General features: G+C 47.3%; 12 protein-coding genes. 4 read left to right on the forward strand and 8 right to left on the reverse strand.

Annotation, left to right across the window (positions count from 1 at the left end):
* Nucleotides 1–5: 5 nt before the first annotated feature.
* The 6 genes from C9I98_RS07835 to C9I98_RS07860 form a co-directional block, all read right to left on the reverse strand.
* Nucleotides 6–1,418 carry a carbohydrate ABC transporter permease gene (locus C9I98_RS07835; protein WP_107271819.1) on the reverse strand — a complete coding sequence of 471 codons (1,413 nt, stop codon included), beginning with the start codon at nt 1,416–1,418 and terminating at the stop codon, nt 6–8.
* Nucleotides 1,411–2,505: a carbohydrate ABC transporter permease gene (locus C9I98_RS07840; protein ID WP_036825410.1), complete on the reverse strand. Its 1,095-nt coding sequence runs from the start codon at nt 2,503–2,505 to the stop codon at nt 1,411–1,413. The genes C9I98_RS07835 and C9I98_RS07840 overlap by 8 nt, the downstream gene beginning before the upstream one ends.
* A 13-nt stretch (nt 2,506–2,518) precedes the next feature.
* Nucleotides 2,519–3,754 (reverse strand): type 2 periplasmic-binding domain-containing protein, encoded by a 1,236-nt coding sequence (locus C9I98_RS07845; protein ID WP_036825408.1) that lies wholly within the window; start codon nt 3,752–3,754, stop codon nt 2,519–2,521.
* 178 nt (nt 3,755–3,932) lie between these two features.
* On the reverse strand, nt 3,933–4,904 hold the full coding sequence (locus tag C9I98_RS07850; RefSeq protein ID WP_107271820.1) for a LacI family DNA-binding transcriptional regulator: 972 nt from the start codon (nt 4,902–4,904) through the stop codon (nt 3,933–3,935).
* Between the two features lie 237 nt (nt 4,905–5,141).
* Nucleotides 5,142–5,486, reverse strand: coding sequence for a DUF202 domain-containing protein (locus tag C9I98_RS07855; protein WP_211318310.1), 345 nt, complete (start codon nt 5,484–5,486; stop codon nt 5,142–5,144).
* A gap of 17 nt (nt 5,487–5,503) precedes the next feature.
* Nucleotides 5,504–5,851, reverse strand: a complete 348-nt coding sequence (locus C9I98_RS07860) for a YidH family protein (RefSeq protein ID WP_107271822.1) — start codon at nt 5,849–5,851, stop codon at nt 5,504–5,506.
* 172 nt (nt 5,852–6,023) lie between these two features.
* Between C9I98_RS07860 and C9I98_RS07865 the strand changes: the two genes are divergently transcribed.
* On the forward strand, nt 6,024–6,974 hold the full coding sequence (locus tag C9I98_RS07865) for a LysR family transcriptional regulator (protein WP_107271855.1): 951 nt from the start codon (nt 6,024–6,026) through the stop codon (nt 6,972–6,974).
* Nucleotides 6,975–7,266: 292 nt separating this feature from the next.
* Complete coding sequence (locus tag C9I98_RS07870) at nt 7,267–8,283, forward strand: DUF1214 domain-containing protein (protein WP_036821947.1); 1,017 nt, start codon at nt 7,267–7,269, stop codon at nt 8,281–8,283.
* Nucleotides 8,284–8,380: 97 nt separating this feature from the next.
* On the opposite strand, the gene C9I98_RS07875 is transcribed toward C9I98_RS07870, so the two are convergent.
* On the reverse strand, nt 8,381–9,100 hold the full coding sequence (locus C9I98_RS07875; protein WP_051902171.1) for a hypothetical protein: 720 nt from the start codon (nt 9,098–9,100) through the stop codon (nt 8,381–8,383).
* Nucleotides 9,101–9,389: 289 nt separating this feature from the next.
* Here C9I98_RS07875 and C9I98_RS07880 point away from each other — a divergent pair, with 289 nt between their 5' ends.
* Nucleotides 9,390–9,947, forward strand: a complete 558-nt coding sequence (locus tag C9I98_RS07880; RefSeq protein WP_036821949.1) for a YceB family lipoprotein — start codon at nt 9,390–9,392, stop codon at nt 9,945–9,947.
* A 48-nt stretch (nt 9,948–9,995) separates the two neighbouring features.
* Here the strand turns inward: C9I98_RS07880 and trpB are convergent, their stop codons facing one another.
* Nucleotides 9,996–11,219 (reverse strand): tryptophan synthase subunit beta, encoded by a 1,224-nt coding sequence (gene trpB, locus C9I98_RS07885; protein WP_036821952.1) that lies wholly within the window; start codon nt 11,217–11,219, stop codon nt 9,996–9,998.
* Nucleotides 11,220–11,529: 310 nt separating this feature from the next.
* Here trpB and C9I98_RS07890 point away from each other — a divergent pair, with 310 nt between their 5' ends.
* The gene (locus C9I98_RS07890) at nt 11,530–11,742 is read left to right on the forward strand and encodes a hypothetical protein (RefSeq protein WP_107271823.1); all 213 of its coding nucleotides are present in this window, start codon (nt 11,530–11,532) and stop codon (nt 11,740–11,742) included.
* The last annotated feature ends 36 nt before the right edge of the window (nt 11,743–11,778 follow it).

Below are 11,778 nucleotides of genomic sequence, written 5' to 3' on the forward strand. Positions count from 1 at the left end.
CCTAATTAACCTTTAACAGCGGAAGAAATATCGTTACCGACGAAGTAACGTTGGAAAATAATGAAAACTATCAGTACAGGGATCGTGGACAGGAAGGCCCCGGCCAAGATCAGGTTCCAGTCGCCCGCAACACCGTAAGCGTTACGAAGGCTCAACAAACCAACAGGAAGCGTATAGGCGTCCGTCGGGCTGTTGATAACCACCAGCGGCCAGAAGAAATCGTTCCATGCCCCTTGGAAACCCAAGATGGTGACCGACATGATTGCCGGCTTCGCCAATGGCATGAAAATTCTGAATAAAATAGTGGCGGGATTGGCACCATCAACGATGGCTGCTTCTTCCAACTCACGCGGCACACTTTCAAAGAACTGCTTCATGATCAGTACTTGTCCAGATGCCACGATGGCCGTAATCACCGCCCAAGGGGTATTCAACAATCCAATATCTCGATAAATCAGATAGTTTGAGATAAACGTCACCTGCCCCGGCACCATCATGCTCAGCAGCATGAAAGCAAACACAAAGCGGGCACCGGTAAACTTCAAGCGTGCCAAGGCATAGCCTGCGGTACAGGCAAAGAACAGAGTAAGCAGCACCTTACCGAACGCGATGAAGAATGAGTTCAGTGTCCAGCTCATAAATAGGCTCTTGCCGGTATCTAAGCTGACAGATTCGGTATAAACACGGACGTAGCTCTTGAACACATAGCCAATCACGCCCGGCGTCAGGTTATCCCACGCCGCAACACGGCCACGGCGCTCAAAGCGGTTTGGCGACAAGGTGCTATCCACCAGCACCTGGCCTCGCGGCGCGGTGATGTTCAATGGCAAGGTATCAACCACCGGACCATCGCCGTCATAACGAATTGTAAACTGCCATGTCGCACTATGGCCTTGCTTGGTAAGCTCGCGGCGGCCTCGCTTCTCGACAAAGGTAACGTCAGCGGCTGTCGATACCTGCTTTGGCTCAGACAACACAGCGTAGTCAGCTGCAAAATCTGTCTGGATAGCCGCAGCCATACCCGTACCGGCACGTCGACGCGGTACTTCGATTACCGGCACCGCCAACTCGCTGCCTGCTTCCACCGCGTAAGTGACCTCGAAGGTAATTTCCGAGCCCGGCGCAAAGCCACCAAACCATGGGGCATCATTGCCCGTATTACCCAGCTGGTATGCAGCACTCCAGTTAGCAGGCTGCACCTGAGCAAAGTTAAACTTAAACGGCTGCTCTAGCGGGTCATCTTTCAGGCTTGCCATGAAGGCCACCACGAAGGTACCCAACATCACGGTGGCAATCATAATCAATGCACCGTATACCCAAGCCACTTTGGCCCAACGACGACGAACGTGGAACTTGCTGATTTGATCCATGCTAACCGCAGGTGTTTCAGCCGGTTTTGCGAGTGACAAATCAGACATTTGCTTTCTCCTTCACACCAAAAATCTTCTGTATGTACACCACGACCAAGGTAATAAACGCCAGCACCAACGAAGCTGCGCTTGCCATACCGATTTGTGGTGAGCCACCCGGTGGGAAGGCATTGTGGTAAACGTAGTAAGCCAATGTAATTCGAGATTCCAATGGCGCAGCCGAGCCAAGCAAGGCGACCTGGTCAAACATCTGCAAGGTGCCGATGATGCCGAAGGTGATCACCACGAAGGTAACCGGCGCCAACTGTGGGATCGTGATATGCCAGTGCTGTTGCCACTTATTCGCACCGTCGATGCGTGTTGCCTCGTAAAGCTCTTCAGGGATCCCCTGCAGACCAGCGAGAAACAGCAACATAAAGGTTGGGATCGTGGTGTAGATGTTCTGGATAACAATTGCCCACAACGTCAGCGGCATCGGGCCAACTTCTTCACGGGTATTCAGCCAGTTCACCTCAACAACATGGCCAGCGGCCTCTACCCAACCCATCATGCTGGCGATTACAGTGGCTACACCGGCCAACAAGCAAGATAGAATGGCCCAAGCAGGATCAAACCAGCTCGCAGGTAAACCACGTAAACGATCGCGCCATACCAGCACCAATTGACAAATCACGGCCGTAATCACATAACATGTCAGGTACGGCGAGTTCGCCGCCACCGAGGTCAAAAACCCGTTTAGATAGCCGTTTTTCTGGTAGAACCAAATAAAAATCAACGTAACAGCGGCACTCGACAAAATACTTGGAAGGTAAAAAGCCGTACGGAAAAAAGCCTTACCGCGTATTTTGGCGTTCACCAAAATTGCCAACCCCAAGGCCAGCACAGTTTGAATTACAGTGACGATGGTAGAGAAGGCAATGGTGTTACCCAGAGCCAACAAGAACAGGTCGTCTTTAAACAGAGCAACAAAGTTTGAAAATCCTACCCATACCGCCTCGGAAAACAGATCGTATTCCGTAAAACTAAAGTAAACGGTACGAATCAAGGCATACAGGAAGAAAACGACCAAGGTTAATACGAATGGCCCAGCCAGGAGCCACCCATATACCTGCTCGCGAAAACGCAGGGAGTTCATGGTAAAACCTCGCTTACTTGCCAGTCATGGCATCGTATTTCGCCTGAGCCATCTTGATAGCTTCTTCAGCTGTCATCTGCTCAAGCAATACTGCATTTAGCGCTTCATTGATTGGCTGCATCCAGCTTGAACCGTGTTGGCCAAACGCAAATGGCATTACGTAACCACTTGATGCACCTTCAAAAACAGTTTTAGCCAACTGATTTTCTTGGTTGTCTTGCTCGAAATATTCAGACTCTGCAAGCTCAGCACGGCTTGGTAGGGCTAAGCCTGAGTCAAGCACCCAGCTTTGTGCTTTTTGGCTAGTAAGGATCTCAACGGCCTTGCGGGTCGCTTCAACATTCGCGCCGTCGGCATTAATGCCCCAAGCGACGGTGAATAGAAGGTTGCCACGCTTGCCCGTTTCGCTATCAATCGGCATCAACGAAGTGCCGTATTGCATGTTTGGCGCCTTATCGCGTAAGTAACCGCTGATCCAGTTGCCCTCAATGGCAATGGCCGTTTCTTCCGTACCTAAGCAACCGCCTCCCCAACTTTGACCGATATCCGATGCCAAGATACCCACGCCTTCCGCTTTCAAAGAGGTGTAGAATTCAAAGGCACGGCGGAAGTCGTCGTCCAGTACGGTTTCACCGTTTTCGTTAAATGGCTGCCAGCCAGTCGATAGCGCAAATGGCGCGAAACGGGCGTAATCCGGCATAACACAAATGCCGGCCACTTCATCACCCAGCTCCGCTTTTACCCCTTTAAGTTTAGTCAGCAAGTCTTTCCATGAGTCTTGGTTTGAAGGGTAATCGACACCTGCATCGTCAAAGATATCTTTGTTGAATTGAACAGCTAACGTATTGAAATCTTTAGCAACACCGTATTGCTTACCGTCAATGGTAAATGCGTTATTCAAGTTTGGGAGCATCGCTTTTTCAGCAGCCGAAAGTGCCGGTGTGTTTGCTGCTACCTTACCTGAGTTGACCAACGCATCGACCATAAGTACGTCGATATAAAAAGCATCAGGTGCAGTACCAGCAGAAAGACCGTTAATAAGAAACTGGCTAAAATCACTTTCGACCGGCATGTAGTTTATTTTGATCCCAGCCGCTTCGAAGTCTTCGGTCAGAACGTCATTAACCAACTTATTCATGGCAACCACATCGTTACCACCCCACCCAGCAATCTTTACTTCCGTCACTGCTTGAACGGTAGGTGCAACACCTGCTATCACCAGAGATAACGCTAATGCACTTCTTTTCATTGTTATCCTCACAATCTTCCTAACCCGTAAAATCTGAGTTGAGTTTACGATCATAACGTAAGCGTTTACGTTATCAAGATCACAAAACCGTAAAGGTTAAGCGTTAGTATTCGACAGACATAAAAAAAGCGTGACACTAGTCACGCCTTTGTCAAGATTGGGAAGGAAAACAAAGAAATTAAGAGCTTTTTCCTTGCTTTAGGGTAACGGGGATCATCGCACCACGCGGCAATTCACCTGCCATCGCAGCTTCCAACAGCTCAGAAACCTTTTCAGCTATATCGTGAGGGTCTTGTATAATCGTGGTCAAATCCTTGGAAACACCTGGTAAACCATCGTAACCCACGACCGAGAAGTCGCCCGGTACCTGATAACCACGGTCTTTTAACGCCGCAATCAGCCCAATTGCAGTTTCATCACACTCACAGACAAAGCCATCAAACGCTTCGAGTAACGGTTTTTCCATATTCAGGAAGTAACGGTACGCCGCAATTTCACCAAGTGGTTCACTGGTTGTGCGCAACTCCCTGACAGGTAGGCCTTTACTTGCCATCGCAGACATATAGCCTTGATACCTGAACTGGTAACCGCCACCGTAAACCGTTGGCGTAACAAAAGCGACCTGGCGACAGCCTCGCTCTAGCAAGTGCTCGGTAGCCAACCTTGCACCATTGAAGTCATCCGGTGCTACCCAAAAGATATTATCCCCGCAACCAATTGAAACAAAGGGAATTTCCATTTCTTTCAAGTACTCAGCCCGGGGATCGTTATCTTCGACACCAATGAGGATCGCACCACTGACCTTACTGATATCAGTGTCTTGCTCAACGGGCAGTAAATTTTGCCCTCGTTTACGTATTTCTGCCGACAGCGCAGGCCAAAGCATGCCAAGGTAACGTGAAGCGACAAAGTCATGCGGTCCCATCGAAATGGCGATGGTATTACTGTGCCCACCTGTCAGCTCCCTTGCTGACGTGTTAGGCACGTAATTTAGCTCGGCACAGATGTCTAGAATTCTTTTACGTGTTTTTTCGCTGATACCCGGCTTATTATTTAAAGCACGACTCACCGAAGCGATAGAGACACCCGCTCTTTCAGCCGCTTCTTTAATGGTGGCTTTTGGTATCTCTACAGGATCCATTACGCTCATTTTCTCCCCCAATGCAATATACCCTTCTATTTTCGTAAATTTTACGTAAATAGACAAGGGAATATTCTTTGATGTACAGCTAGTTTTCAGCATAAAACCTGAAATAACGACTAAAAAAGTATCTATTTCACAGTTATTTAAGCACAGCTATCAAGTGGTTAATACATTGCGTAAATGAATACAAGAAGGGGAAAAGCGTAAATCGGCTTACGAGACAGGATTAAATCCACATCCAATTTACCCACCACGCAAAAGCAAAGCGACAATATAACAGCCAGCAGAAGCGGCAACCGCTACCGAAAAGAACAGATTCATACCGACACTACGCAAATTTAATAGCGGGAGGGTAAAGCGGTAATCAATACGACGTAACTCGATGAGGGCAAGCAGGGCAAAGGAGGCAATTGACACGGCGCCAGCCACCAGCAACAGCGCCGGCACACCTTTGGTCCAGCCAACTTTAACCAAGACCAAAGCGTGGAGAAATAACAGCAGAACGGTTCTCGACCACGATAGCAAGGTTCGCTCAGGCTGAAGGCCTACATCCCTTTCTCTTAGTGATTGGCTATTTTCTTGTGCCACCGTCCCCCCCACCCTTTTTAGAACAGCTGCAGGATCAATATCATGATGACGGCTACCAGCCCCATCATAACAATGCTGACCCATTTTAGGTGACGGGTGTAAGGCAGCGGCTCGCTACTGCGCATCGCCATTTCGTTACGACGCCAACGGCGATAAGCCAGAATCGATAAATAGGCCGATACACTCGCCAAAGTGACAGACAACACGAGCCGTAATTGGGGGTTGGCAAATTCAGGTGTAAGTTGATCCAAGGCAATCGCCGCCGCTAAGAATGCCAACGCGGTGCGGATCCAGGCCAAGAAGGTGCGCTCATTCGCCAAGGTAAAACGATAGTCTGGCTCCTGCCCTTCTTTTGTCCACTTCATATTGCTCCCCACCCAATCATTCAAACTTGGCACCACAATAACAGCAATTGGCTTACTGACAATATTGCCAAGCTTAAATTGCGATTAAAAAACATAAGAGTTGCCAATGGTGGATTTTTATACCTATGTTTTCAATACAAAACATAATATTAATAATGGATTGGCATATAGTATGGTAACGCTAGAACAGCAACTCTCACGGCTTGACCTCAACTTACTCGTGTCTTTAAGCGTTTTGATTAAAGAACGTAACGTCACAAGGGCTGCACAAGTGCTCTATTTATCCCAGCCAGCAATGAGCCGCACTCTAGGCCGCTTGAGAGAACTGTTTGATGACCCTCTCTTTTACCGTGAATCTAATGGCTTAGTTCCCACACAAAAAGCCCTAGACCTACAAGCCCCGCTTGAGGAGCTGCTTCGCAATACCCAAGGCCTCATTGCTCAAACGGCTTTTTCACCCAATACATGCGATCAAACATTCGTCATCTCGCTACCACCACTAATGAGTGGACTTATCACGGCCCCACTGGCGTTCGAGCTCGCCAAACAAGCCCCAAAAGCAAGCTTGGTTGAATTCCCGGTGGCTAAAAACCCCATTCAGCAGCTTCTTTCGCGCGATGTCGACTTCTCTATTCATATCCATACGCCAGACAATGGCATGGAGTTCCCCTATGAAAAAATGGGCAGTACTTACCCTGTCTTCTACGTTGCCAAGCACCACCCACTTGCCACAGCCCACCAAGTCACATTGGAAGATTGCCTAAAATACCGTTTTGTCGATATGAGCTTGGATATTCGCTCCCCCTTTGGTTTGGACAACCCGGTTGATAATCACCTTTCGCAGCTGGGCATTGAACGAGACGTGTTTTTTAAGAGCGGTCAGTTGCTGACGCTTGTTGAACTGATGCAACACACCGACACAATAATGGTTTCATCCGATAAGCTCACCAACTTGATGGACATCGAGGATAAGCTTGTTCCAATATTTTCTCTTGGCAACAAACCTGAGCTTCACGTTAACCTCTACCTTATAGAACATAAGAGAACCACGACCAGCGCCGCTCACAACTGGTTAAAGCAAATCATCCTGACCACTATCGGCAACAATGTATTCAATCATTAGCTGCAAACCACCTCCCCTAATCTATTCCCCTCAACAGCCCCTTCGTCATTCCGGCAAGTGAAATGCGTTTGGTGCATATCTGTTATCAGATCTTATGATTTCAAGTTATTAGCTATGGCCCGTATTATGGTTACCAGTTCGCTAGCAAGTGACTTTGATAGAGAGAGTTATCTCGAGGTTGGTACAAGTCGTTAAGCGGCGGATTAAATTCATCATTCACTGTAAGTTCATAGAAAACGGATTTTCTTAGTTGCCTAAGCTGCCAAGGAAAGGGCTACCTAAGAGAGGTCTTATGAAAGCAGTAAAACTAACCGTATTAGCACTGGTTGCAGGTTCTATGATGGCTGGCTCTATCGTTCTGGCTCAGCCTCCTAAGATTATCAGAGTAACAGAAGAAAACTTTTCTCATGCAGAAACGGCACGTAACTTCCGTAACTGGATGAGCAAAGGTGCTACCCACCAATTTGTCAAAGCCTCTGAACTGCCGCCAAGGGGCAAGGCGGCACCAACAGTGCAAATGAACGATGACACCCTATACGGTGTAGCCATCGTGAAAGCGGTGAATGGCTATGTTCATTTTTCCATCCCTAAGACAGGCAATTACCTGGCCGTTCAAGTCATTAATGAGCAGGGTCATGGCGAGCATTATGTTGTTGAAGATGGCGAATACAGCCTACCTGTAGAATCTGACTATGCCTTTGTTATGTACCGCTCAGGTACAGAAAATGGCATCGATGATGCAACAGCAGCCCTAGATCAAGTGGATACGGCTAGTTTGAATTTTGCGACCGACTATCAAATTCAACCCTATGACTATAATGAAGTCGAAAACTGGGTAAACGCCTACACGAAAGAAGTGAACCAAATGGATAAGTTTACCTATACCTTCCCGCGCCATAGCGAAGACGTCACGGACCTACATCAGTGGAACCTAGAAAATGCGGCGGGTTGGGGAGGCGCAAGCCCTGAAGCGTTTGTCGGGAACATGTATGCCAACAGCTCAATCATGAAGGCAAACGTCTGTTATTCGACAACATTTGAAGACCCGCACAATAAGTTCTTCACCTCGATTACTGCCTATGACGCGGATAAATACCTCATCGAAGGGGTACGTAATATCAACTCGCACTCATGGGACAAGAATGCCGACGGCAGTATCACGGCGTCATTTAACTGCGGCAAAACAGCCAAGAACAATATAGATACCAAGGGCAATGACTTTACCATTACAGCCCGCCACTACGGTGTGAGCCCTAGCGTGATGAATAGCGAACAAGACCCAATCATTGCCGAGCTTAAAACCCTATAAGCCTAGATTCGATAAACCCGGCCTGACAAGCCATTAAAAACAAAAGCCACTGCTTGATATTCTCAAACAGTGGCTTTTGTATTCGAATTAAAACCAACTAATCGACCAAGTTGTTTCGCTTGGCAATCAGCCTTTCGCGTTCATTGGTAGCCCGGGTGCGAATTTCATGCATGACGTAAGTGAGGTGATCTTGCGTCCATTGCTGGCCTGATTCAGCATCGAAGCGGTTTGGCATCTCAACACCTTCTGGTGCATAGGCATCAATCCCCACACCTTTCGCGGTATCGATAGTGCGTAAACTGTGTTCGTAGAATGCCACGACCAGTGTTTTTCCCATCCCACTGACACCACCAGCCAGCTCAATCGCACGCTCTGCCACGCCCTTGGTACATAAGTAGTCAATGGTACCCTTGGCCGTTAGCCGCGGGTAGATGGCAAAAAGATGATGGCTAGGAATACGATCCCCAACTGCCTGAGCGACTTCCCATTGGGCATACACCGGCTTATTGGTCTGTTGGAACAATTCAACGGCTACATCAGCCAAATCTTCATTCATAGGGCCAGGCAGCTGGTTGCCGTTCGGCTCGATACGGTTACCAAATGCAAAGGCCAATATACTATCCGCACAGGCAAGCGGGAGGGTCCGGTTCTGCCAAGTTAATATATGCGTCATTAAAAAAGCTGCGGTGCTTGCCGCAACCTCTTTGTCTTTCAATTGGCCAGTCAGCTTCGCTGCAATCGCCCGCTGTAGCTGCTCATCACTGATCGCTTGCTCTTGTTCCGCTCGGCTATCTAACGGGTACACCATCGCTGCCATAATTCACACATCTCTCAAGTCGCTAACCATTACTGCCGTATCATCACCAAACTAACTGACTTTAGTGACGACTTGATTGCTAGATCACTGCCGTTTGGTGACAGTAACTAGAGGATAGCCAAGGTCGCAGGCGTGAGACTGGGTAACTTTGGGTTATCTTAATTTTGATACAGCTTTTATAACCAATTAGCAGGACAAATAAATTATTCGCCACACATGCATTTTTGGTATTACTGCTAAATTATGTACAATGTACATTAATTAAGAACTCGAAATAGAGTCGATTTGAATGATAAGAAATACTACTAAGCAATTTATTCTGGCTGCAGCAGCCCTTGTGCTTGGCGGCTGTGCCAGCTACAGCATCACAGAACAAGACATGACCAAATACTTACAAGACTCCGTCAGCTTAGAGCAGTCGGTTGGCGTCGAAAATGTCATGTACGCCCAAGTCGCCGTTGACGATCTCGAAGTCAAAATAGGTCGGGCTGACGCTGATCGCGTTTCAGTTTTCGCCAGCACCAATGCTCAGGTGCAAATGCTGTCCATGCAAAATATGGGGTTGGACTTGGATGTCGAGTTCAGTGCCATCCCTGAGTACGACAAAGAAAGTGGTGAGGTCTATCTAAAGTCACTTCGCTTGGAAAACTTTAGCGACGGCAAGCAACAGCTTCCGCCTGAAGTCAAAAAACTGCTAAAGCCTGCCGTCTCCATGATTGGCTATGCCCTATCCCAACAACCGGTCTACAAACTGGATAGCTCCAAGGTACAGGAAGCCTTGATAAAATCAGCAGAGCCTAACCTCGTAATTAAAAACAATAAGCTCGTGATTGAGCTATTGAACTAAGAAAAAAGCCAGTGAGTGCCGCACTCACTGGCTTTCGTTTAAATAGCTTTAGATCAACGACTCGATGCCGTATTCCTTGCCGTAGTTCTCGACCACAAAGTCGATATCCTTATCGCCTCGACCCGAAAGGTTAATCAGTATCGAACCCTTCTCACCCTGCTTCGCCAATTTCAATGCATAAGCCAAGGCATGGGCAGATTCGATAGCTGGAATGATACCTTCCAGACGTGATAGCTCGAAGAAGGCATCAATGGCTTCTTGATCATCGGCAGTACCGTAGCTTACCCGCCCGAGATCCTTCAAATAGCTATGCTGAGGGCCAACCGACGGGTAGTCCAAGCCACTCGCAACAGAATACACTTCCTGCGGTTCACCTTGACCATCTTTTAGCATGTAAGACTTAAATCCATGCATCACGCCCGGCTCGCCCAAGGTCAGCGTTGCGGCATGCTCACCCACTTCGGCCAATGAACGCCCAGCGGGTTCCACACCGTGGATAGCAACGTCTTGGTCATCCAAAAATGCGGTGAACAAGCCCATGGCATTCGAGCCGCCACCCACGCAAGCCACCAGGTTATTTGGCAAATTTCCAGTCATTTCCTTAAATTGCACCCGGGCTTCATTACCGATAATCGATTGGAAATCACGTACCATCATCGGGAATGGGTGCGGGCCAACAACCGAGCCGATTGCATATAACTGGTTCACCGGATCTTTCAGGTAGGCTTCAAATGCAGCATCAACGGCTTCTTTGAGGGTTTTACGGCCATGGGTGGCAGGGATCACATTCGCACCAAGAATGCGCATGCGCACTACGTTTGGGTGCTCCTTGGCAATATCCACTTCACCCATATAGATATCACACTCCAATCCCACCAAAGCCGCAGCGGTCGCTAGCGCTACCCCGTGCTGGCCCGCGCCGGTTTCAGCAATCAGCTTCTTCTTGCCCATTTTCTTGGCAACCAGTGCCTCGCCAAGGCAGTGGTTAATTTTATGCGCGCCGGTATGGTTAAGATCTTCGCGTTTAAGATAGATAGGTGTACCGTATTTCTCCGACAGGTTATCGGCATGAAAAATCGGGCTTGGGCGACCAACAAAGTGCTTATAGAGCCTAGCTAACTCTTCCTTAAAAGCCGGGTCTTGACGGCACTCTTCATAAGCAGCCGTAATTTGCGCCATCACCTTTTGTAGCTCTTCAGGAATAAAGCTCCCACCGTATTCACCAAAATAACCTTCTGCATTTGGCAACGCGTGATCAAACGAGTTTTTCATGGCAATCCTGTCCTATTCAATGAGTACACATATACCCAAGCCATCTTAAAGACTTAACTCACCTGATTGAATAGCAACTACATGAGCATGTTTGATAATTGTGATCTTGATATAAGTTCAACGTATTTTAAACAAAAGATAAATGATTCAAAATGATAAGTTTAAATCACCAATATATTTACATTGCTAATTACTTATTAATGCTCATAGATAAGCACTTGCAACAGCACCAATCTATGCTCGATAAATTAAATTTATTAAAATATAACTCTATGAGTTTATAACTATCAAACTAAAGAACGAAACATACATGAGTAAGATTCAATATAACTGCACTTGCTGCGGTAAACCGGTAAATGAAAAAGAAGCACTAGAAGCTGAAAAAATCATGCTGGAGACTAAGCTTTTAAGACCAAAGTTAATTCTCGACATAATAAAGACACTTCTGAATGCAGCTTTAATAGTAATAATTTTCACTTATCTACCTGATATATTAAAAGCTATAAATACATTAAATATATAATCCTGAACCAGCCTGTAAACTTAAAATTCATTAATT

Origin of the sequence: Photobacterium sanctipauli (assembly GCF_003026495.1) — a bacterium.
GTDB classification, from domain to species: domain Bacteria; phylum Pseudomonadota; class Gammaproteobacteria; order Enterobacterales; family Vibrionaceae; genus Photobacterium; species Photobacterium sanctipauli.

Excerpts from the sequence above, each read along its gene's own strand:
- C9I98_RS07835 (WP_107271819.1), bottom strand. The coding sequence starts at position 1,418 with ATGTCTGATTTGTCACTCGCAAAACCGGCTGAAACACCTGCGGTTAGC.
- C9I98_RS07840 (WP_036825410.1), bottom strand. The coding sequence starts at position 2,505 with ATGAACTCCCTGCGTTTTCGCGAGCAGGTATATGGGTGGCTCCTGGCT.
- C9I98_RS07845 (WP_036825408.1), bottom strand. The coding sequence starts at position 3,754 with ATGAAAAGAAGTGCATTAGCGTTATCTCTGGTGATAGCAGGTGTTGCA.
- C9I98_RS07850 (WP_107271820.1), bottom strand. The coding sequence starts at position 4,904 with ATGAGCGTAATGGATCCTGTAGAGATACCAAAAGCCACCATTAAAGAA.
- C9I98_RS07860 (WP_107271822.1), bottom strand. The coding sequence starts at position 5,851 with ATGAAGTGGACAAAAGAAGGGCAGGAGCCAGACTATCGTTTTACCTTG.
- C9I98_RS07865 (WP_107271855.1), top strand. The coding sequence starts at position 6,024 with ATGGTAACGCTAGAACAGCAACTCTCACGGCTTGACCTCAACTTACTC.
- C9I98_RS07870 (WP_036821947.1), top strand. The coding sequence starts at position 7,267 with ATGAAAGCAGTAAAACTAACCGTATTAGCACTGGTTGCAGGTTCTATG.
- C9I98_RS07875 (WP_051902171.1), bottom strand. The coding sequence starts at position 9,100 with ATGGCAGCGATGGTGTACCCGTTAGATAGCCGAGCGGAACAAGAGCAA.
- C9I98_RS07880 (WP_036821949.1), top strand. The coding sequence starts at position 9,390 with ATGATAAGAAATACTACTAAGCAATTTATTCTGGCTGCAGCAGCCCTT.
- trpB (WP_036821952.1), bottom strand. The coding sequence starts at position 11,219 with ATGAAAAACTCGTTTGATCACGCGTTGCCAAATGCAGAAGGTTATTTT.
- C9I98_RS07890 (WP_107271823.1), top strand. The coding sequence starts at position 11,530 with ATGAGTAAGATTCAATATAACTGCACTTGCTGCGGTAAACCGGTAAAT.